The sequence below is a fragment of the Polaromonas sp. P5_D5 genome (assembly GCF_054049435.1).
The window spans coordinates 529,800-549,372 of sequence record NZ_JBFUMJ010000001.1 but is presented as its reverse complement, the minus strand read 5'-3'; the positions used below and the strand labels follow the sequence as shown (position 1 = coordinate 549,372).

The 19,573-nt window shown below is 55.1% G+C and carries 27 protein-coding genes; all 27 read left to right on the top strand.

The annotated features are described in order from the left end of the window. Positions 1-109: 109 nt before the first annotated feature. The 27 genes from ACXJKE_RS02750 to ACXJKE_RS02620 all read left to right on the top strand — a co-directional run bounded on the left by ACXJKE_RS02750 (position 110) and on the right by ACXJKE_RS02620 (position 19,566). Positions 110-343 carry a hypothetical protein gene (locus ACXJKE_RS02750; RefSeq protein ID WP_457279042.1) on the top strand — a complete coding sequence of 78 codons (234 nt, stop codon included), beginning with the start codon at positions 110-112 and terminating at the stop codon, positions 341-343. 149 nt (positions 344-492) lie between these two features. Then, positions 493-720 carry a hypothetical protein gene (locus tag ACXJKE_RS02745; RefSeq protein WP_457279041.1) on the top strand — a complete coding sequence of 76 codons (228 nt, stop codon included), beginning with the start codon at positions 493-495 and terminating at the stop codon, positions 718-720. A gap of 88 nt (positions 721-808) precedes the next feature. After that, entirely contained in the window at positions 809-1,330 is a 522-nt protein-coding gene (locus ACXJKE_RS02740; protein ID WP_457279040.1) for a hypothetical protein, read from the top strand. Positions 1,331-1,862: 532 nt separating this feature from the next. Continuing rightward, positions 1,863-2,333 carry a hypothetical protein gene (locus ACXJKE_RS02735; protein ID WP_457279039.1) on the top strand — a complete coding sequence of 157 codons (471 nt, stop codon included), beginning with the start codon at positions 1,863-1,865 and terminating at the stop codon, positions 2,331-2,333. Positions 2,334-2,423: 90 nt separating this feature from the next. Next, entirely contained in the window at positions 2,424-2,921 is a 498-nt protein-coding gene (locus ACXJKE_RS02730) for a YfbM family protein (protein WP_457279038.1), read from the top strand. 77 nt (positions 2,922-2,998) lie between these two features. Further along, positions 2,999-3,457, top strand: coding sequence for a hypothetical protein (locus ACXJKE_RS02725; RefSeq protein ID WP_457279037.1), 459 nt, complete (start codon positions 2,999-3,001; stop codon positions 3,455-3,457). A gap of 112 nt (positions 3,458-3,569) precedes the next feature. Next, positions 3,570-4,004, top strand: a complete 435-nt coding sequence (locus ACXJKE_RS02720; protein ID WP_457279036.1) for a hypothetical protein — start codon at positions 3,570-3,572, stop codon at positions 4,002-4,004. 90 nt (positions 4,005-4,094) lie between these two features. Continuing rightward, complete coding sequence (locus tag ACXJKE_RS02715) at positions 4,095-4,562, top strand: nuclear transport factor 2 family protein (RefSeq protein ID WP_457279035.1); 468 nt, start codon at positions 4,095-4,097, stop codon at positions 4,560-4,562. A gap of 171 nt (positions 4,563-4,733) precedes the next feature. After that, positions 4,734-4,976, top strand: a complete 243-nt coding sequence (locus ACXJKE_RS02710) for a hypothetical protein (RefSeq protein ID WP_457279034.1) — start codon at positions 4,734-4,736, stop codon at positions 4,974-4,976. Positions 4,977-5,063: 87 nt separating this feature from the next. Then, positions 5,064-5,435, top strand: coding sequence for a hypothetical protein (locus ACXJKE_RS02705; RefSeq protein WP_457279033.1), 372 nt, complete (start codon positions 5,064-5,066; stop codon positions 5,433-5,435). Positions 5,436-5,611: 176 nt separating this feature from the next. Beyond that, positions 5,612-6,034 (top strand): hypothetical protein, encoded by a 423-nt coding sequence (locus ACXJKE_RS02700; RefSeq protein WP_457279032.1) that lies wholly within the window; start codon positions 5,612-5,614, stop codon positions 6,032-6,034. After that, positions 6,031-6,354: a hypothetical protein gene (locus ACXJKE_RS02695; protein ID WP_457279031.1), complete on the top strand. Its 324-nt coding sequence runs from the start codon at positions 6,031-6,033 to the stop codon at positions 6,352-6,354. Before ACXJKE_RS02700 ends, ACXJKE_RS02695 begins: the two co-directional genes overlap by 4 nt. Before the next feature lie 119 nt (positions 6,355-6,473). Next, positions 6,474-6,893 carry a hypothetical protein gene (locus ACXJKE_RS02690; protein WP_457279030.1) on the top strand — a complete coding sequence of 140 codons (420 nt, stop codon included), beginning with the start codon at positions 6,474-6,476 and terminating at the stop codon, positions 6,891-6,893. Between the two features lie 963 nt (positions 6,894-7,856). Further along, the gene (locus tag ACXJKE_RS02685) at positions 7,857-8,597 is read left to right on the top strand and encodes a hypothetical protein (protein WP_457279029.1); all 741 of its coding nucleotides are present in this window, start codon (positions 7,857-7,859) and stop codon (positions 8,595-8,597) included. Positions 8,598-9,762: 1,165 nt separating this feature from the next. Continuing rightward, positions 9,763-10,407: a hypothetical protein gene (locus ACXJKE_RS02680; protein ID WP_457279028.1), complete on the top strand. Its 645-nt coding sequence runs from the start codon at positions 9,763-9,765 to the stop codon at positions 10,405-10,407. Positions 10,408-11,871: 1,464 nt separating this feature from the next. Beyond that, positions 11,872-12,219 carry a hypothetical protein gene (locus ACXJKE_RS02675; RefSeq protein WP_457279027.1) on the top strand — a complete coding sequence of 116 codons (348 nt, stop codon included), beginning with the start codon at positions 11,872-11,874 and terminating at the stop codon, positions 12,217-12,219. 76 nt (positions 12,220-12,295) lie between these two features. Beyond that, positions 12,296-12,730 (top strand): hypothetical protein, encoded by a 435-nt coding sequence (locus ACXJKE_RS02670; RefSeq protein WP_457279026.1) that lies wholly within the window; start codon positions 12,296-12,298, stop codon positions 12,728-12,730. A 124-nt stretch (positions 12,731-12,854) separates the two neighbouring features. After that, positions 12,855-13,301 (top strand): hypothetical protein, encoded by a 447-nt coding sequence (locus tag ACXJKE_RS02665; RefSeq protein ID WP_457279025.1) that lies wholly within the window; start codon positions 12,855-12,857, stop codon positions 13,299-13,301. A 78-nt stretch (positions 13,302-13,379) separates the two neighbouring features. Further along, positions 13,380-13,841, top strand: coding sequence for a methyltransferase family protein (locus ACXJKE_RS02660; RefSeq protein WP_457279024.1), 462 nt, complete (start codon positions 13,380-13,382; stop codon positions 13,839-13,841). Between the two features lie 77 nt (positions 13,842-13,918). Further along, positions 13,919-14,359, top strand: a complete 441-nt coding sequence (locus ACXJKE_RS02655) for a hypothetical protein (protein ID WP_457279023.1) — start codon at positions 13,919-13,921, stop codon at positions 14,357-14,359. A gap of 501 nt (positions 14,360-14,860) precedes the next feature. Further along, the gene (locus tag ACXJKE_RS02650; protein WP_457279022.1) at positions 14,861-15,604 is read left to right on the top strand and encodes a hypothetical protein; all 744 of its coding nucleotides are present in this window, start codon (positions 14,861-14,863) and stop codon (positions 15,602-15,604) included. 76 nt (positions 15,605-15,680) lie between these two features. Next, positions 15,681-15,995, top strand: coding sequence for a 1-deoxy-D-xylulose-5-phosphate synthase (locus tag ACXJKE_RS02645; protein ID WP_457279021.1), 315 nt, complete (start codon positions 15,681-15,683; stop codon positions 15,993-15,995). A gap of 130 nt (positions 15,996-16,125) precedes the next feature. Continuing rightward, a complete protein-coding gene (locus ACXJKE_RS02640) occupies positions 16,126-16,578 on the top strand; it encodes a hypothetical protein (RefSeq protein WP_457279020.1) in 453 nt (150 codons plus the stop codon). Positions 16,579-16,924: 346 nt separating this feature from the next. After that, positions 16,925-17,317, top strand: coding sequence for a hypothetical protein (locus ACXJKE_RS02635; RefSeq protein ID WP_457279019.1), 393 nt, complete (start codon positions 16,925-16,927; stop codon positions 17,315-17,317). Between the two features lie 78 nt (positions 17,318-17,395). Further along, positions 17,396-17,770, top strand: coding sequence for a hypothetical protein (locus ACXJKE_RS02630; protein WP_457279018.1), 375 nt, complete (start codon positions 17,396-17,398; stop codon positions 17,768-17,770). A gap of 655 nt (positions 17,771-18,425) precedes the next feature. Continuing rightward, complete coding sequence (locus tag ACXJKE_RS02625; protein ID WP_457279017.1) at positions 18,426-18,845, top strand: DUF3052 domain-containing protein; 420 nt, start codon at positions 18,426-18,428, stop codon at positions 18,843-18,845. A 46-nt stretch (positions 18,846-18,891) separates the two neighbouring features. Next, a complete protein-coding gene (locus ACXJKE_RS02620; protein WP_457279016.1) occupies positions 18,892-19,566 on the top strand; it encodes a hypothetical protein in 675 nt (224 codons plus the stop codon). The last annotated feature ends 7 nt before the right edge of the window (positions 19,567-19,573 follow it).

The following is a 19,573-nucleotide window of genomic DNA, read 5'->3' as shown; positions in this document are numbered from 1 at the left end:
CGACAACGCCCGACCGATTCAATATGAGCCCAGCGTCGTAGAGGTATCGGGGAAAGTGCATGTCGCGCGTGCCCGACACCCCAATGGGACGACGATGAAGTACCCTATCATGAAGCTCGCAACGCCCGTATCTGTTACCGCAGATGGTTTGAACCCCATCAACTCCGACGAAGCTTGCGTTAGCGAACTTCAACTCATCGCACAGGATCCCGCACTTCGAAAAAAATTGTATGCTGCTAGGGGAAAATCCATCGTTGCTCGCGGTACTGTGTTTCATGAGCACACTGCGTGGCACATGCGGAAGCTTGTGGTTATGGTGACGGAGGTGAAGAATGCGCCTTAACAAGTCGCTCGGCTGGGACGCGCCACAGCAGAAAGCCGCTTCGCGGCTCGTGTGGCACGCCCGGCAGCTCAAACGTTAGAGCCTTTGGGAGACACTCTCGGCTTCTTGTGTGATACCGCCAGCTCACAACTTTTTCTGTAGGAGGAATTATGAGAAATCAGATCGCCGGTGGAGGCGCAGTCTTAATTGGAATTGCTATCGTACTTGTCGTCCTGCTCGGTGACGGACCTGTACCGGTTAAACCTCTATTGGGTGGGCTTGCATTCATCGGTGTTGGAGCCTACTACCTCTTGGTGGGAAAAAAAGCCGCATCGCTGAAGGAGTTCGTAGTGGACGGAAAGATGGTGACCGATGAAGCCGACGGCAAGAAGCTCTAACTGGTCGCTCGACACGGAAACGCACCTGCGGGAGGTCGCTGTGCGGCATGTGTTGCGTTCCGGTCAGCTCCAACGTTAGGTGGCGGCTATGGCACGATCAGTCATTTCAAGCCGAAGGGGCGGGATCGTACGGCTCTTCATTGCGTCTGCCCTATTGGTCGCTTTTGGCAGCTACTTTTTTTACCTCGGCTGGGAAACGTTCATTGATGGTGAGGTGCTCATTAAAAGAAAGAACAGTAATCCGTACATGGCATATGCGCACGGGGAGAATTCAGAAGCCTTCTTCCGTTACTTTCGCGATTGGTTCTGGGGCACCGGGCTCATCGTTCTCGCGGGTGTTGCTCTTCCGATTTGTTTGGTGCTTCTTCCCTCAAAGCAAAGGAACTATTGGTTTCATTTCTTTGGAGAAACTGCGGGAGGGATACGTAGCAATCTGCCGTGGGCTTTGGCGCTCTTGGTATGCATGGCGCTGTTTGGCTTGCTGGCTGACGAAGTTAGCGATCGCGGCCTGCCGCCAACGCGGCGCACAAAGCCACCTAACCCTTCGATCGATCGGACATCTTCCAGCGTGCTACCCACGCTTCCCGGCGCCGCTCATGTCCAACGTTAGACGTCAACAATGCCACGCACTGTTCTTCGCTACGGCCTTTGGCTCCTCCACACACCGCGGGGAGCGCAGGACCCGCGCGTATTCTATGAAGACAAGCGCGGAGACTGGCCGCTTAGCCTGCAACAGCGCGCGCTCGGTGTTCGCCTGCACGCACCTGGCGTCTACGGCCGGAGCTTCGCGCGAATGGGAAACTGGAAGGGGTTTTACCTCACCGCGACCGGTGCGAGCCCGAGGCGAACGACCCGCGAACTTCTTGCAAATGCCAAGCGAAATCTCGGGCTTCGTCGCAATGCACTACACACGCTCATCGCATCGAAGACCCCAGTCAAGAGCTCCACGGGGTATGCGCTGATATCCGCGCCGAACTTGCGCTTCATTCGAAACCCTCCGTTCGGTTCGCTACTCGCGATTATCTATGCCAAGCGTGAGAATGTTGACGCCTAACCCTTCCATCGAGCGGACGTGTTCCAGCGGGCTCCGCCCGCTCCCACACGTCGCTCATGCCAAACGTTATGTTTCTTAAGAACAACTAATGGCGCTCTGGCAGTTTAAGGTTGAACTCATTCCAAGGCAGTGGCTTGACGCTGGCGGCGATGTTGCGTCACTCTTCACTGAGGAAGGTTGTGACGCCTCCATAGCTTGGTTGGGTTACTCCGATCCAAAACTCATCGAGCATCTCGGCTTGCTCTTGCCGGGCAGTAAGTCTTGGCACAATGAATGCTTATGCTGGGGTTCAGACAAGACAGAAGACATCCAGCTTTGGCGTGAGGGCACCGCCGTCTCATCACTCGCCGTTCGATTTGACCTTCGAGCTCCGAATGACGCACTCTTCGTTGCCATCTCGCAATTGGCGCAGGACTTCGAATTAGCAATTTTGGTCCCAGGGATTCAACACGTTATCCCTTGTGACACGGAATCGCTATTGGCATACGCAAAGCAATCGGAAGCAACACGCTTCGTAAAGGACCCGCATGCATTTCTTTCTCGCATCGAAGAAACATAACAAGCCGCTCAAGAGCGACGCGCGCAAAAATGCGTGCGCATCTTAGCGGCGGCGTTAGCCCGCACTCATCATCAATAGGAGTTCATTACCATGGGAATGATTGGTTGCTTTGCTGCCGTATCGCCGGAGACCCTCAATCAGCTGCGCAGCGATCCCGAGGCGATCGAGGAATACCTCTACCCCAACGACGGGGAAGATGAGCCACCGTGCTACATCGATGTCGACAAAGCCTGGCATGGAATCCACTACCTGCTTACCGGGCAGGCCGAAGGTGGAACGCTGCCGCTAAGTCTTGCTGTCGTCGGTGGTGAAGAATTCGGCCCAGAGGTCGGATATGGGCCCGCTCGATTTCTCACGCCGGCTCAGGTCTCTGCCGTCTCGGACGCGCTCTCGAGACTGACCTTGGAAGCATTGCGCGAGCGCTTCGATCCACAAGACATGAAAGCCAAGGACATATACCCGGACGTGATCTGGGTGCGAGACGGAGAAGACGCCTTCGACTATTTAATGGAAGGCTACCAACAGCTTGTCGTCTTCTACCGAGACGCGGCGTCCCGAGGCGACGGGGCACTGCAATGGCTATCGTGAGGGTGCGGGCTAACCCTTCCTTCAAGCGGACCTGCCTTCGGCAGGCCCCTTAAGTCAAACGTTAAATGGCACGAACAATGGGTTTCCTGTCTAACCTCTTTCGCCGGTCGCCCACTGTGACGCTCGGGCACCCAGTGTTTGGCACTCTCACATTGGAAAGTGGGGCCAAAGGTCCTTACTGGGTGCATGAGGTGTATGAGGGTGAGGATGGCATTTCGATTTCGATCGATACGCGCGACGCAGCGGAACCCACCCAATTACAGATCGATTTCTTTCAGCGCGTCACAACCGATCTTGATAGCGTCGTTGGGCCTGTATTGTCAGAGCTCGGGGAACGCCACAAGGAAATCTACGGCGAAAACCTTCCGTCCGATTGGCGCCTGGCATTCACTCTTGCCGGCGTAGGCGTGCCATTGGACGGGGATCCAAACGCTGAGTGGGACATTGCCCTTGAGTGTCTTACTAACAACTCGAAATTTCTATACACCTGCTACTTCGAAGAAGGTAAATTGACACATGTCTCTGTCGACACTTGAGGCCATGCCACTTAACTGGTTAATCGACATGGACCCACAACCGCAGAGGGCGGTCTCGCCGCAAACGTCGTGGTCCGGTCATTTCAGACGTTAGACAACATCAGAAGCCGCCATGAGCCTGCATCCAGACTATCCAGTCGTCACGGGAACCTATCAAATGACCGATGAATGGGCGGTCGCTCTTCCTGAAACGTTTAATCGACGAATAGAAGATGGAAGCCTTGTTCTCTGGAGGGCAACACTCCCCTTCTGGGTCACCATTTGGGGGAACGACAAAGGCACATCCGAAGAGGAGCGGCTAGCTTCAATTCTGGAAACAGCCAGCGATCTTCGAGGCGAGCAACAGATCGAACGCACCGGGAAGCTTATCCGGCTGACATACGAATTGCCGGAAGAAGATTACTCCCGAGAAAAGTCTTCCTATAAATCAATTTCCGGTTATGTCATCGCACCCATGGGGCATGTTCAGATCTCTGCTTACTTTGATACGCCTGCCGCTCGCACCCTCGGGTACAAGATCATTCATTCAGTGCGCAATGTTGCCTAACCCTTCCTTCATGCGGACGTGCCTCTGGCACGCCGCTTAATTCAAACGTTAGGCGCCGCAAGATGCGGCGCGTTCACTCGGAGGTTCTAAATGTCTCTCACTTTGTCTGCATCTGACTTGGCCATGCGCCTGGCAGTCGAGGACACCGTCGTTCAGATGTTCGTTGCCACCGACGAACGAGACTGGCCAGCGCTGGAGAGTTGCTTTACCAGCCCCTTTACGCTCGACATGACCTCCATGGTCGGTGGAACGCCGACCGAAATGACGCCAAATCAGGTGGCTCAGGCATGGGCTGCCGGATTCAAGCCGCTCGACCACGTTCACCATCAGATTGGCAACCTTCGAACCGAGGTCAGTGGTAATCAAGCGCTTGTCAGATGCCACGGCGTGGCCTTCCACCACCGGGGCAAAGCGATCGGCCTGAAGAGCCGCATCTTCGTGGGCACGTACGAACTGCAGTTGCTGCCGTTCCCGGACAGATGGCGTATCTCCCGGCTTGTTTTCAAGCTCAAGTTCATCGAGGGCAACCTGGAACTTGAGAAGTCGGCGTCGCTGTGAGAACGACGCCTAACCCTTCTGTCGAGCGGACGTCTTGCCCGTCACTTCGCGTCGGTCAGGACGCCGCTGCGCGCCGGTCGAAAAACTATCGCACTATTCTTTATCTCGATTCTTCCATGGCAATTGTGTGCAGCAGAAGCAAGCTTGACTCCCTGTGAAAGAGCTATCGCCGTGGCCTCCGTTCAGCCGGTAGAGAAGTTTTCAATTGAAAATGCTCCAAATAGCCTGGATGTTTTCTTTCCCGGCCCGGCTTTCCTCCTGAAGAAGGGGATTGAAAAGAATCCAATCAACGAACTTAAGGCGGCGCTAGCAAAGCAGGCCTTCAACGTGCAAGAGGAGCTTGCATCAGCCACTTTGAGTGCTTTGAAGGAAGCCACAGGAACAAATCGCAAGGGCCACGAAAATGAGCTCTAGCAGGTCCTTCGACGCGGACGCACAGATACGTCCATTCACTCCGGTCGCAACTGGCTCGTGCGCCGGTCAAGTTCAACGTTAGGCATCATGCAACAAGCACAGCTCATAGACTTCAAGAGTTTCAGCATGCGGGCAATTCTCAGGCGCTCAAAGGCCTTCTACGCACTGCGGATCGGTGGTTTCATTGTCACAACTTGTGGTGGCCTTGCTTGCATGATTTGGGGCATTGCCACCGGACAAATGACAACTGCATTTGTTGCCATGTGCCTTTGCGTTCTCATTGGTCTCGTTGCGTTTGTCTTTTCGGTTCATTCGCGTTCCTATTGCGCTGGCTGCGGGATGAAGCTTGATGTGTACTGGTGTTCCGAGGAACGGGTAGACGGCATGCACTCTGGCCACATTTATGTTTGTCGGCAATGCACTGCGTATGAGGCTCGCCTCAACGTTGAATTCGACTAGCCCAGAAGCCCTGAGGTTGCCTGGCACATTAATTCCACATACCGCATCCATCGTATGGCTAAAATTTCTCGACCGGGCAGAGCAATGTGCCAAGTGACGGCTGCCCCTTCCATCGAGAGGACTCGCCCCCGGCAAGTCGAGCCCGGCCTCTCGTGCCAAACGTTAAATAGCTCTAGATGCATCGTATCAATACGTACAACGAAGAAAACACCATTGCCCGTTCGGAGCGCGATGGTTGGACACTTGGCTACATCGGAATACCTTGGCCTGGTCCTTGGCCAAAGAAGAATGGAGACTTGTTTGTGACCGATCCAAATGGCTGGCAGGTGGGCATTTCCTGGGAGAGTTCGGGGCCGGAGATTCTGGATATCAGTGGTGCATCGGAAGGGCGTTTTGGGGGTGTTCCAGGTGAGGTTCCCTGTCGTCGTCATGTCCGAGGACGATCTCATAAGAAATTTCCATGTGGTGTTGCCACTGTTGAAGAGGCGGAGAGCACTGGTAACAGGTTTCCCGTCATGAAGCGCCAGTCGCCACTGGACATGACATTCGAGCGGGCCACCTTCGGCGCTCGCTCTCATCTACGTTGGGCTTCGCAATGATCACTGAACAAGACGCGCGGTTTATTAGAAAAATGCGTATTTTCCTGGGGCTTTTCTGGTCGGGCTTGCTCGTGATCGGTGTGGGTCTCATCGCCATGTTCACGCTTAGGCCACTTGGTGAACATATCAATATCATTACCGCTGTTGTTTGCACGGGTTTCGGTGCGATGGTCGTCGCGGGCTTGGGACGCGTTGCAAGCCGCTGTCCCAGGTGCAACGGGCTTTTCTGTGGAAAATTTGAAGACAATGGAGGCGATTCTGGCAGCGTGCTTGCTTCATCGTGCAGGCATTGCGGTTTCCGCGCAAATGGCGAGGGCTGACATGGCACTCAAATTTGCAATCGCCAGAAGCCGTGACACAACGCCGTTCCATAGCGGATCAGTGGCATCGTTGCCTAAGGCGTTCCGGACCCCGTTGAACTTTAACTTTGAGGATCGATATGTTGAGAATCGCCTTTTCCCTGTTCCTGTTCTTCAGTGCGACACAGGCTCTCGCGCAAGGTGCACAGTCGCCAGAGCAGCTTGTCGAGTCGTACAAGACGGCTCTCGCAAAGAAAGACGTCCGGTCGTACATGGCGTTGGTGTCGTTGTCGCGCGAGCAAGACCGCGGCCCTGTGGAAGCTCAGTTTGGCGGGCGGGTGAGTGGCGGAGGTGTCATCTCGGCAAAGATAGTTCCATTTTCAACCTACGAGGCCCAATACAAACAGGCTGTTAGTCGTGGACTCACCCCGACCATAGAGCCGAAAGGTTGGTTGGTGGTCGAGTTCTCCGGCACCAAATTGCCCAGTGGCGCCACAGTAAAAGAGTCGGACATCATGATTTTCGGTCTGCGAAACGGCCGCTACTTCTTCGGATCCTGAACCTTTGTGCTCGAACTCTGGCCCTTTCCCCCATCGTGGCTGCCAGTTTTAACCCATCGCTCAAACGGACACGCCTTCGGCACACCGCTTGACTGGTTTGCTTCTCTGGGCGCAGCACACCAAGGCGGGGGCGGGGAGTGCCGATGCTGCGGCTGGCGCGCACTGAGGCTCTTGCATGGGGCTGGAACGAAGACGGCGCCTTGTGCGCCGTTTTTGTTGGCGCTATCAAATCAGTAGCTGCTTGCGCAGGCTTGCATTGGTCTGTAGGCTTGTTTCATATCTAAAAACGGCCAAAAAATATTCAAAAACAAGGGATTTTGGCGCTGCCACACTTTGCAAAGGCTCTGGCGCGACCTCCAAAGCGGTTTTTGCCTCTTTTTAGGTATTAGAACGGGCTGAAGCCCAATCGGAATGTGCGCGAGCAGCTATCAAATCAATAGCGTATCAGGCGAGCAGGGCGTCCAGCGGGCTGGCTGTGCCGCCCAGAGGCAACCTTTAGCACATGGGTGTAATTCATCGAGGTGCAAGGCGCAAACGGATACGGCTTCCACCTCTGTGCCCCCATGTCGCGCGGATGCGTCATGTGGCTGTTGCGGCCATGCCTAGCGGGAAAAAAACGAACCCAGTACAGGTAAGTTTTCCCGGCGCCGAGGCTATAGTGCAAATACCGAACCCGGTCCCGGACCTGGTCCGGCAAGCGGGCAGACTGCAAGGGAGGATTGCGGGGTTCACGGAATTTTTATGACTCTTTGGATTTAGAGAATATTTCCTTGAAATCCAGCATGCAAGCGCATTACGGGAGGTTTTAATGTCCAGATTAGATTGCAAGCGCCAGGTTATACCGCAGGTTTTGCGGCATACATTACGTTAGAGCGTGAAGTAGTGCTGTTTCAATGACCGTTGTTTGGAATTCCGTAGCACTGCTTCAAACCAAAAAAATACAAACTCAGCATCCGGTTCGACATGACACCAGACAATCAATTGAAACTGGCCCGACGCATGCTGGCTAGGCCCCCCGCAAGCTGTAGCTGGGATGACATGCTCAATCATGAAGACGACCTGATCTGGCACACCCAGTCGAGGCAACCGCATGTTGGGGAGCTTCGTTGTTGCGTCGACTCCATCGGGCTGACCTTAGCCTTCCTCGCATTGCCCCCCGCCGGATGGCAACAGCTTGAGGACGAGTTCGGCAAGGCAGCGGTGGAGTTTCGCTTCATGATCCTGCCGGGCGACATTGATGTCTTTATCAAATCCTCGACTGCAGCTCGCCCGGTCCGTCTATATGACGATGGACCAGTAGTTCCTCCGGCGCCTCCGGCCGATCCGTTCGAGTCCGTGATGAAGCTCATAGATGCTGCTGTGACAAAGGTGGCGGCTTCTGTTGATAGCGAGACGCGGGTGCGTCCGTTGATGAACAAGAGAGGTGTGCTTCAGCTGTTGGTCATAACCAGCACCATCGTGACTCGCGATCAATTGCATCAGCTTCCAGCGTTCCGCAAGGCGCTGGAGCGCCTGCGCGCCCACCTGCGTACCGAGAAAATCAATTTGCACAGTGTGTCGATCGAAGCGCAGGAGGTCATCGATCGGGTCAATCACTTGATTACAGCGGAGGACATACTAAAAAAGGGGGAGGCGCCGCATTTGCGCTTCGCTCAAGGACCATGGGATGCCATTCACCAGCTGTGGCCATTTGGCAAACGCTGATTCCCGGTCCGGGACTTGCACTCGCGCCATTTCCTGGCTGGCGCGGCCTTGTTCTCGCAGAAGTCCGACGCATACTCGGCCAGAGTGCGGTCTAACCATTCGGTCAAGCGGACAGCCCCCCGTGGTACCGGATTCTGCCGCTTACCTCAAACGATAGAGGGCGCAAATGGTGGCATCCGTCGCGGTCGCGATCCTTACTTTCGTAGCAATGACGGCGCTATTCAGTGCCCTTGCACTGGCAGCGCATCAGTTTCTATTCATTGCCAAGTCGTATCGTGTACTCGGCAAAGTTGCGAGCGAATGGAGCTACCGAATGAACGGCATTCAGATGCGGTACTACAGAGTAGAATTTTGCCTGAATAATGGACAGTCAACTAACCTTAGAAGTAGCGTTACCAGTTCCTCGCGACATCCAAAGATTGGTGAGACGGTAACCGTGCTAATTCACGAAGGAAATGGCAAATTGAAGGCGAGAATCGGAACCATCACAGAGCTTTGGTTCGATGTTTTCGCTCTGTTATTCATGGGGGGCGTTGGCAGTGTCGTGATCTTGCCAATTGCGTACTTGGTATTCGTGGGCTAATCAGCCAGCGCCCTCTAACCCTTCCTTCAAGCGGACCGGCCTACGGCGGTCGGCTTAAGTCAAACGTTAGGCCTCACGATGAACACTGAACAACAGATGCGGTTCGCAATAAGGATGCGGATCTTCCTAGGTCTTTTCTGGCTAGGCTCGCTTGTGCTCGGTGCGGCCTTCATTGGCATATTCACTCTTAGGCCCCTGGACGAACACATCAGTGTTCTCACCGCTGCTGCTTGCACCGGTTTCGGTGTCATGGCCATTGGAAGCTTGGGGCGTGCGGCTAGCCGTTGCCCTCAGTGCAGCAAGCTCTTCTCCGGACATTTTGAGAATAGTGAGGGAGGTTCTGCAAGCGTGTTTGCCTCGTCCTGCAGGCATTGCGGCTTCCGTACAAATCGCTCTCAATAAGCATGGCGCCTGGATCTACCAACGTCGAAAGGCGAGCGCACGTCGTGCGGCCTAACCCTTCCATCGAGGGGAGGTGCACCATCTGGGTTCGCCAGCTGTCGCCCGCCACTCATGTCAAACGTTAGCCACCCTATGCGCAGCGTTTTGTCCATTGCTTTGCTCGTTTGGTCAATGGGAGCCATGGCCTTCGACAACAACCTCTGCGGGTATGACATCGGCGATGGCTACCTTGGTGAATACCATTCGAAAGCTTTCGCGGATCAAAGAAAGAAGATTGAACCCTTCAGTGAAAGAGTGACGCTCGCGGTATCACGTACAGAGATGACACTTGCGATCAAGCTGAAGGGCGGAAGGATCAAGGCGTTTCGCGGAATCCCGTGTGATGGGGAAGATCAGCCTCTCTTTGAAGGTTACGTGGCAGCGCTCGGCTGGTTCATCGTAAGCAGTCATAGCTGGGAGAACCACAAGATCTTCCTCATCGACGAAGAGGTTGGGCGTGTCACCATCCTGCCGGACACGTCGCTACCTGTTGTATCACCAGATGGCAAGCATTTCGCTGTGTTCGGGGACAACTACGCGCATTCGCATAACGAGTTGCAGGTCTGGCGAATTACGGCCACTGGACCAAAGAAGATATGGGCCAATGAACCAGATGATGTACATCATTACTCGGTGGCGTGGAAGTCGAATTCTCATCTGTCCGTTGCGTTTCACCCTGACAGTGAGGATATTTCTGGCAATGCTCCGCCCTTCGCAACACCAAAATCTAAGGTTGTAGTAGATGGCATTCGTATCACATACGCCCGGCGGCCTACAGACGGCTAACTGGTTGCTCGTCGCGGACACGCAGCAGCAGGTTGCCGCTTCGTGGCGCTTGCTGCGTGCTGGACGGCGCCAACGTGAGGACTCAACATGCGCGTGATGCAACTTGTTGGCTTCGGTCTGATGACTTGCTTCTTGGTCACTTCCGTGTTGTTCGGCTTCAGCACGTATGCGACTTATCCGAGCATGTCGGGAACGTCGTTGGTCGAGGTTCGCGGAGCCGCGCATGCAATCGTCCAACTGCCGCCTCCACGTCGAGGCAACTCAGTGGTTTCCTTTGAGGTTGACGGCTACCCCGGCCGATTCTGGACTGATGCAGTCTCCTCCGTGCCGGTTGAGTGGGGACAGCGACCTGTGATACGAGTGTGGATTCCAGAACGTCATTCGTTTTCGCCGCAAGCGGACGGCTCGCGAAAGACCTACGGCCTGTGGATAAATGGAAAGGAACTGGTTTCACCAAGTACACGCTTGGAGGCTGAACGTGAGAATGTCCAAATGGGAAAGTTCTTCCTCAGCGCTCTGGGGATCATTGGTGTGTATTCTGGTTTTCGGTTCGTGACAGTCATGCGAGCACTGCGCAGGCGCTCTGTCGCAATCCCCCGTGAGCCTCATTTGGGGAGGGGGCGTTGAGTCCTAACAAGTCAATCGACACGGACGTCGTCGCGGCGGGCTCCCCCGCCTATGCGCCGCCGGTCATTTCCGACCTTAGATGATGAACACACTCGCCATATGCGTCGTCGTTCTGGTCGTGGCGAACCTTGCCCTCGCTGCATGGGTTGTGCTTTCGCCGGCACTGACTACGACTCAGAAGACCTTTCAATGCCTGATCGTGTGGCTACTGCCTGTCCTTGGAGTAGTCTGCGTTTTGCTTGTGCACTTGGCCGACGCGGAGCCTCGCAGACGCAAAGCGCCTCCGCCGGTTGACGGTTCTGATCCAATGCCAGGAGGTACTCAATGAGCAAGCTGGCTCCTGCGTGCACATCTAACTGGTCAATCGACACGGAGCCACAACAGCAGGAGGCGGCGGCGCCGCAAGTGTTGGTGGTCCGTTCATTTTTACGTTAGGGTTTCATGGAGAAGCATGATGTGTGTCCAGAGTGCGGGAAGTCCTTCGTAGGGCGCGCTCATCGATTGAGGATTACCGTGGCTCGCCTTTTCGGAATGTTGCTTCCAACGAGAGCGGACGAGGTACCTGGGGTAGTCCTATTCGGAGTTCGCTGCCCTGGATGCAACACGATCTTTCAAAGCCGGGAATTGCGCTACTTCGGCTGGCTAGGCTACCCTTCATATCTTGTGCTCTTGTTCGTCCTGTTGGTATCTCTGATGGGGATCGCACTATTCGTATGGAGTCGGTGAAATCGTGGCATTGAAACCTGACAGGTCAGTCAACGCGGACGCCCAAAGGCGTCCTGCTGCTTCGCGGCCACCTTGGGTGGGCGCCGATTATCTTCACGTTAGGAGTCATCAATGAGCACCCTTGTGAATGATTCTTCAGCCTTCGAGGCGCACCAACGACGCATGCTGCTGGAGATCCTGATAACGGTCCGCGATGGCTTCGTCGAAGCTGGAGTGAAGAAGGAGAAGAAGCTGCAGGAGTTGACTGAGAACCTGGCGTTCCATTTGGCATGCATCGTCGATGGGTCGAGGGTGATGAATACTGGCGCGGAATATGTGCATCCCGTACTGGCTTTTACAAAAGGCACAGGTAAGAAGCCAGACTACGCGGAGTTGGTCTACTCTGGTGGTGGCTCCTGGATGCACGAGCTACTTGACGAGGAACTCACAAATGAAGCATTCGAAAAGGATGATTCCTGACACGCCTGCCGAGTGGATCGCCTGTGGCGACCGCTCACATACACGTTAGATTTCACACAATCCTCAGGGGACAACATTGATTCCATTGCACTTTCAGCCATCCATCGAAACAGTAGATGGATATGCCAACGATGCCATTCGGATGACGCAAAAGATCTACGCCGTCGACATTTCCTCCTTTGCCCCATCCACACTGCGCCGAGTCGACTCCGTTCTGGAAGAATGGAAAACCGGCGGTGCCAAGATGGAACAGGTAGCAAAGTCCATCTATGCCTTCGGTTCGTTTGCCGGTGAGGTTTTGCTTAAGGCCAGGCAAGGCGAGTGGTTTAAGCCAGATCAACCCCCAAATGAAGAGGACTTCTTCGACTATCCGTTCCTGGCTGTTCGCCTGATAGGCGGAGCAGTTTGGCGCCCCATTAATCTTGGCTTTCAGATGATGGACTCAGTGCCCAACTCAAGCTATTGGAACTCAATCGTCGATCTTCTTGGAAGAGTACCAGGTGAAGCCTGACCTATCAATCGACACGGACCCACAACAGCAGGAGGCGGCGTCGCCGCGAAGTGTTGTGCGCCGGTTATCTAACGTTAGGCGTCACAAGGCGCATAGCCGAACTGCTTACACCTGGAGACCCTGAATGAGCTATGACTTGCTTGTCTTTGCACCCGCTAAGGCGCCGAATGAACGCGAGGCATTTCTTTCCTGGTGGGAAGAGACATCCGAATGGTCCGAGGATCACAGCTACGACGATCCAAAGGTCTCCACACCAGAACTTCAGGCTTGGTTCCTTGAGATGATCAAGTTGTACCCGGCAATGAACGGCCCCTTCTCTTCGGAAGAGTTTCCAGAGGATGATTCGGCTGTCACCGACTATAGCGTCGGGAAGGAAGCAATCTACGCCGCGTTCGCCTGGTCCAAGGCAGAAGCCGCATATGAGCAGGTCTTTAGCCTTGCAGCCAAGCATCAACTTGGGTTTTTTGATGCAAGCTCAGAAACCGGGGCCGTGTGGCTACCGGACGGGAAAGGTGGGCTGAAGCTTTCTCATCAAGGTGAGTCATCAGACACTGACGACAGTGACGCCTAGCCCTTCCATCGAGAGGATGTGGCCCGGCAAGCCGGGCGCCCCCTCTCATGTCAAACGTTAGACCTCAGAGTCCAAGCTATGCGCGCCCTCGAACTCAAGATCCCACCGCCGCTCGTGGCGCTAATCATTGCGGTCGCCATGTGGATTGCTAGAAATGTTGCGCCGACGCTTGAACTGTCGCCCGCTACTCGCATCGTCGCAGCCGGCGTCGTCGCGGTCATTGGTGGCTACTTCAGCATCGCTGGCACCATTGCGTTTCGGCGAGCCAGGACCACGGTCAATCCTTTGAAGCCGGAGAACGCATCGTCACTCGTCACGTCCGGTGTCTATCGGATCACTCGCAATCCAATGTACGTCGCACTCGCCTTGCTTCTGGTGGCATGGAGTTTCTACTTGTCAGCGCCTGCGCTTCTGGCCGGCTCTGCACTCTTCGTTCTCTATGTCACTCGCTTCCAGATTCAACCCGAAGAGAGGGTACTGCGGCGCATGTTTGGTAACGATTACACGTCGTACACACAGAGGGTGCGAAGGTGGCTGTGAGACCTAACCCTCTTTTAATGCGGACCTGCCTTCCGCGGGCAGCTTAAGTCAAACGTCAGGTCTCAAAGCGTATGCCCTTGAACATTCGAAGCGTAATCTCAGAGGACGAGTATTGGGCTGTGGTTCAACAGCTGAAGGGATCTTCTGATTTCTTCGACGAGCAGGGAGACTCTCATGGCCACATCGACGGTGATCTTCAAGTATCAGTCGAAGCGGTATTAGTCCCACTTGTTGGTCCTTGGGAGAGTTCTGATGTCTGGTTCCACAATCAGGACTTTTACGGCGATGGAGTTCGCTCGCTTATCTTTCGCGCCGGGGAATTCCCTTGGGCCGCCGTGATACGTTTGCAGAACCTTTTGGTTGGCGATGCAGCCCGTTTTTGCATTTCTGTGCACATCTGTGATTCATTGGAGGCACAGGGGAAGTGGGTAGGATCGATCGCCATCTTGAAAGAGGATATCGTTGCAACGACCTATATTTCTGAAATGCTGCGGAGGCGCCCGGGTGTTGAGACTTAACTTGCCCGTCAACACAGACGCCCAATGGTGTCCGCTCCCTACGGTCGCACCTGGCATTGGTCGCCGATTACGTTCACGTTAGTGTGTCCATGAGGCCGACGATAGCTGCATCCTGGAAATTTCTGACGCTAGCCGTCTCATTCGGCCCCATGGCGCTCGGCGTATGCGTGCTGCTCCTTCCCCGGTTTCGCTCGTTGCATGGCACAGTTGCCGAATGGATACTCTTGGCCGTACTGCTACTGCTTCCGTTCGTCGGCGCGTTCGGCCTGATCAAATACATGCCGTGCTCACTCAGGGTTCGAATTGCAATCGCCGTGGCTTACGTATTGGCCATGGCCATGCCGGTGCTACTCACAGCCATCTTCATCGGATGTTCATGGGCGGGCACGTGCTTCTAGGTGCATGCTCTAACATGCTGGTCCACACGGACGCCCAAGGGCGTCCGCGCTTACGACTCTCCTGTCCCTTGGTCGCCGGTCATCTCCTACGTTAGGCGTCAATATGCGCTCACCACTCAAAACACCCAAGCCTCTGCGCGACATTCGGTACTTCGAGAGCATCGATCCCCCTCAGTTCGAGCATCCCATGCCGAACTACGCATCGAAGCTCTATGGTTTCCCACGCGCATGTGTAGCTCTTGGCCAGCGCGTCGGGATGAAGTGCGAAGAACTTGGAATGTCTATCGGTCACGCTGATCATCTCTACCTGTGCTTTACACCATCTCTGCCCGATGGGGCAGTCAGTATGACTGAATACGCCACGGAGCATTGGCACCGCTTCGTGCTCTGCGGAATGGATCCAGCGTTCAATTCCCTGCCGGACGAGAGAAAACTGGCTGTAGTTACCGAGGCAACGTTTTCAGCGCTGCGCATGCTTGCGCCAACCGAGACGCCAGCGCTTGAAGTGCTTCGACACTCAGTCGAGTCAGAAGGCGAGGCGCTCAGAGTGTGCCTTAAGGTCAAAGCGACAAAGCAATACCGTGTACGCGTTGAGCAAACGGTCCCCGTGCATCCACAACCCACCGAGGTATTCGTTGAAGTCACAAATCTGAGAACGCAGCGCTCGAAGATGGTTAGAGTTGCAGAGGTGAAGTTCTACGATGATGCTCCAAGCTTGGTCGATCGCATTGCCATCGTTGATCACAAGCTCACGATCCATCCTCGAAAGTCCTTTCGAGCCAGCCTCATTGCCGCGGACTACCAAGTTCCAATTCAACTTGGCCTGGCCGACCTGAGTGGCGCCTAATCCTTCCTTCAAGCGAACGTGCCTGCGGCGGTCCGCTTAAGTCAAACGTTAGACATTAAGAGTAGAGAGCCGGAGCATGAAGCGCATCATGTATATCGAGAACAAATCGGGTGGTTTGAGCGGTTCCGGCCGCATTGGCTGGGTGGAGATGTCGCGCTCGACGCGCTCGTACACGTACGCCGGCAAGCGTTTTCTGAAAACGAAGTCCGGCTACAAATACAACTGCATCGAGGAAGAGACGGGAGCGCGTTACTGGATCTCTGGCCCCAAGAGGAAAGGTGGCGACACGATGTACGGCGGCATTATCGACATTGATGACGATGCCAGGCTTGAGTACTGGGCCAAAGTCCGAGGCCAGCCGGAGTGTATTCATCTAAAGCAAACCAGGTAACCAGACATGTCTGACATTTCGCCTGGCTCGGACACGCAGCAGCAGGATGCTGCTACGCGGCGCTTGCTGTGCGCCGGGAAGCCCGAACGGTAAGCCTCATCAGCGGCGCATCTCTCATCATCAAACAAGCATGACAGCACTTCGCGAAATTCACAGGCACAAAAGTACCTTGCAGTTGGCACGCAAACTCCTCACTGCGGCAATAGTGCTTCAGCTCCCGTTTCTGATCGAGATCGCGCTCAGACAAGCCGATTTACTGCTTCACCTGAACATCCTGGGCAACAGGCAAATGCCGGAAAAGACGTTTTGGTTTTTGAGCCTCACGGCGTCCGCCCTGGCGATCGTCGGGTTCATAATCGTTTGTCGCCAGCTATCGCTATGGGAAGGCGATCTGGAAAACACCGAATTCGTACAGCGAACCCGGCTACTTGGAACCATGAAAATTGCTGCGGGCATCCAACTCTTCTTCTATCTCGTCTTTCTGCTTCCGCTGTTCAGCCTCATTCCAGTAGTTTGGGCCAGGTCGAAAGCCACCGCCGCAATTCAAGACCTTGAGGTCTTGATGCCTGCTCGTCGGCGCTAGGCGGAGGAGCGGTAAGGATGCGTATGCCTTCATGTCGCGCGGATGCGTCATGTGGCCGTTCTGGCCATGCCAGCGGACAAAAATCGGACCCAATACAGGTAAGTTTTCTCGGTGCCAAGGCTATAGTGCAAATACCGAACCCGCTCCCGGACCTGATCCAGCAAGTGGGCAGACTGCAGTGGGGGATTGCGGGGTTTCGCGGAATTTTTATAACAGTATGAATTTCAGAGCATTGCCTTGAAATCCAGCGTGCAAGCAGCTTACCAAAGGTTCTGATGTCCAGATTAGATTGCAAGCGTCAGGTTATGTCGCAGGTTTTACGAAATACATTACGTTAGGCAGTGCAATGGCTGAGTTTCGGCGCATCACCAAGCGAGACAACAAGGCGAAGTTGTCTGAAATGGCAGCCAAGTACGAGGCGTTGCTCTCTGAGGCGCTGGAATTTGCCAAGCGCAAAGCCGAATCGAAGCCACAGGCCGTTCGCGACATTCTCGCCACGGGCACCGTCGAAGGCATTGCATCAAACCTGAACGCCAAGGTGGCTGCGGTGTGCTATCGGGCAGAGCAGTACAGGCGTACGTGGCACAGTCTGACTCCCTGGCAGTATCTTGAGCACACAACCGTCGAAGAACAAGCCGACTCCATGCTCCAGACTGTCGAGGACAACCTCCATATGACGGAAACAAACTCCTGGCCTTCGCCCCCGTCGAATCCCAAACGGACCAGGGCAACTCCGTGAGCGGCGCGGCGCTGCCTAACCTCTCCGTCAAGGGGACGTCCCGCAAGCGGGCCGCTCCTTACGTCAAAGGGTAGGCAAATGCAAACAATCTTGAGTGTTGCGTTCGGCTTCATGGCGGTGTTAGCTGCCACGGCGATTACGGTGTTGGCAGGTTCCCCGTCCGCTGGACACCCGGCTCAGTACGCCGCAGCATTTATAGTCGCGGGGGTGATGCTGTCCGTGCCATTTGCCCTTGTATCCCTTTGGCTCGCGTTGGCTGACCGAGGCATCGAACGTGGCGAGAGGCTACGGATTCTGGGGATCACGCTTTTGGTGATCGGGGCGGCCCGGTGGCTCGGAATCCTCGTGGCGATCGGCCCCGTGTTTGCGGAAGGAAGTCTTCTGCTCATGGCACTTGGCGGGGCCTTTCATATTCGGAGCAAGCAGCTAACCAAAGGGACGGGCAATGCATAACATGGCAGTCGACACGGACGTCCTCGAGGCACGCTGTCGCGCGCATATGGTCTGCCGATCACTTCTACGTTAGGCCGCAGCAAACTCCCTGGCCCCTCAGCACAGATGACATCCCAAAAAAAGCATGCCTAGTTTTACCATTGCCGGTCGCCTGGGCCCTGCACTCTTAGGCGGAGCCCTCGTTGCTTTGCTCGGTTGGGTGTCCTTCGGATCACTCCTGCCAGGTGCTGCGGCGCCTGTTGGCGCCTGGATGCTCGGTGCCGCCGTAGCGTTTGGCGCGCCGAGTACATCCAAAGCATGGCGTAGGGTTCTGCTCCTGGCAGGGCTGCTCTCGTTTGTGGCGGCCTGGGCAATGTGGGTTGCGGTTTTAGGCGGCACGCAGGGTGCCGTTCAGGCCACACGCGCCGAAAACGCGCCAGGCTTCTCCCTTCTTGTCCTGGTTGGCGCCGTGTTGTTATTGTTCCTTGGACCTCCATTCTTCATCTTGCTCGGTCTGGGGCTCATCGTACTTGCCCACTTTGTGGGCCGAGAGCCACCACGCCGCAAGGGAAAAAAACCAAGCCTCGCAGATGAAACAGGCGACTAACCCTTCCATCGAGAGAGCGGCACAGGGGCTTCACCCTTGTGCCGCCTCTCATGTCCCACGTTAAGACGCATGGCAACCTCAAACACCGCTGGATACTCTGGAACGCCGCTTTCCAGGAAGCTTGGCATCAAAGAGGCGCATCGAGTGCTGCTCATCGCAGCACCTGAGGAGTACGAAAGTCTGTTGGCCCCACTTCCACCAGCCGTGCAGTTTGTGAGCCAGCCCGATTCAAAGGTAGATATCGCTCACGCCTTTGTCACGCAGCGAGAAGAACTGGCAAAGACTCTGAGTGTCTTGCGCAAGAAGCTGAAACCCGACGCAGCCCTGTGGGTCTCCTGGCCGAAAAAATCAGCCAAGGTACCGACCACCATCACAGAAGACACTATCCGCGAGTTGGCGCTGCCACTTGGCTTCGTAGATATCAAGGTCTGCGCCGTCACGGAAGTCTGGTCGGGACTCAAGTTGGTGGTTCGCAAGGAGCTTCGCTGAGAATGCGGCCTAACCCTTCCATCAAGACAAACGTTAGGTACCACTCATGGTCGCCACCAGGCTCCTGCTGATCTTTGCGCTTCTCTGCACTTCAGCCCTGCCTGTATCTGCTGAATACACGCCAACGGGACGGAAGGCCATTTCCGTAATCTCGGCCGCTTTTCCGCATCTGGATTTCATTTGGACAAGCGCCGAAGGCGATCTGGACGGTGACGGAATCGCTGATCTGGCTTTGGTGGCCACTGGGCAGAGAGGTGGAAATCCGCAGCGCGAGGAGCGCCTTTTCATTCTCAAGGGAAATCCGGATGGTAGCTACGGAGTCCTTTCCGCGTCTGACGAGTTTTGTCGCGTGAGCAAGTTCTATAACATCGATATAAAAAAGAATTCTGTGTTTGTCCAGGCAGTTGAGTATGCGGACGCCGCTCGCGCGTCGAGTTACACCATGCAGTTTCGATACAACGCGAGTCTCAAAGACCTTGAATTCGTCGGCGAAGAGACTCTTGACGAGAACTATAACGATGGGTCTTACTACAGGGTCAGCAATAATTACTTGACGAAAACTGCCATTCATTCACGCCACGCGGGCAAGAGGCACAAGGACGTCAACGTTCGCCTCAACAGCTTTCCGATACTCAGATTGCAAGGCTTTGACTGTTCGAACCGTGGCTCGTCTGATTCGGTCGTCCACATTGACGAAAACTTCAAGGTGCGATCCCGATGAAGAGCAA

Coding starts and splice junctions, on each gene's coding strand:
- ACXJKE_RS02750 (WP_457279042.1), top strand. CDS start 110: ATGAAGCTCGCAACGCCCGTATCTGTTACCGCAGATGGTTTGAACCCC.
- ACXJKE_RS02745 (WP_457279041.1), top strand. CDS start 493: ATGAGAAATCAGATCGCCGGTGGAGGCGCAGTCTTAATTGGAATTGCT.
- ACXJKE_RS02740 (WP_457279040.1), top strand. CDS start 809: ATGGCACGATCAGTCATTTCAAGCCGAAGGGGCGGGATCGTACGGCTC.
- ACXJKE_RS02735 (WP_457279039.1), top strand. CDS start 1,863: ATGGCGCTCTGGCAGTTTAAGGTTGAACTCATTCCAAGGCAGTGGCTT.
- ACXJKE_RS02730 (WP_457279038.1), top strand. CDS start 2,424: ATGGGAATGATTGGTTGCTTTGCTGCCGTATCGCCGGAGACCCTCAAT.
- ACXJKE_RS02725 (WP_457279037.1), top strand. CDS start 2,999: ATGGGTTTCCTGTCTAACCTCTTTCGCCGGTCGCCCACTGTGACGCTC.
- ACXJKE_RS02720 (WP_457279036.1), top strand. CDS start 3,570: ATGAGCCTGCATCCAGACTATCCAGTCGTCACGGGAACCTATCAAATG.
- ACXJKE_RS02715 (WP_457279035.1), top strand. CDS start 4,095: ATGTCTCTCACTTTGTCTGCATCTGACTTGGCCATGCGCCTGGCAGTC.
- ACXJKE_RS02705 (WP_457279033.1), top strand. CDS start 5,064: ATGCAACAAGCACAGCTCATAGACTTCAAGAGTTTCAGCATGCGGGCA.
- ACXJKE_RS02700 (WP_457279032.1), top strand. CDS start 5,612: ATGCATCGTATCAATACGTACAACGAAGAAAACACCATTGCCCGTTCG.
- ACXJKE_RS02695 (WP_457279031.1), top strand. CDS start 6,031: ATGATCACTGAACAAGACGCGCGGTTTATTAGAAAAATGCGTATTTTC.
- ACXJKE_RS02690 (WP_457279030.1), top strand. CDS start 6,474: ATGTTGAGAATCGCCTTTTCCCTGTTCCTGTTCTTCAGTGCGACACAG.
- ACXJKE_RS02685 (WP_457279029.1), top strand. CDS start 7,857: ATGACACCAGACAATCAATTGAAACTGGCCCGACGCATGCTGGCTAGG.
- ACXJKE_RS02680 (WP_457279028.1), top strand. CDS start 9,763: ATGGCCTTCGACAACAACCTCTGCGGGTATGACATCGGCGATGGCTAC.
- ACXJKE_RS02675 (WP_457279027.1), top strand. CDS start 11,872: ATGAGCACCCTTGTGAATGATTCTTCAGCCTTCGAGGCGCACCAACGA.
- ACXJKE_RS02665 (WP_457279025.1), top strand. CDS start 12,855: ATGAGCTATGACTTGCTTGTCTTTGCACCCGCTAAGGCGCCGAATGAA.
- ACXJKE_RS02660 (WP_457279024.1), top strand. CDS start 13,380: ATGCGCGCCCTCGAACTCAAGATCCCACCGCCGCTCGTGGCGCTAATC.
- ACXJKE_RS02650 (WP_457279022.1), top strand. CDS start 14,861: ATGCGCTCACCACTCAAAACACCCAAGCCTCTGCGCGACATTCGGTAC.
- ACXJKE_RS02645 (WP_457279021.1), top strand. CDS start 15,681: ATGAAGCGCATCATGTATATCGAGAACAAATCGGGTGGTTTGAGCGGT.
- ACXJKE_RS02640 (WP_457279020.1), top strand. CDS start 16,126: ATGACAGCACTTCGCGAAATTCACAGGCACAAAAGTACCTTGCAGTTG.
- ACXJKE_RS02635 (WP_457279019.1), top strand. CDS start 16,925: ATGGCTGAGTTTCGGCGCATCACCAAGCGAGACAACAAGGCGAAGTTG.
- ACXJKE_RS02630 (WP_457279018.1), top strand. CDS start 17,396: ATGCAAACAATCTTGAGTGTTGCGTTCGGCTTCATGGCGGTGTTAGCT.
- ACXJKE_RS02625 (WP_457279017.1), top strand. CDS start 18,426: ATGGCAACCTCAAACACCGCTGGATACTCTGGAACGCCGCTTTCCAGG.
- ACXJKE_RS02620 (WP_457279016.1), top strand. CDS start 18,892: ATGGTCGCCACCAGGCTCCTGCTGATCTTTGCGCTTCTCTGCACTTCA.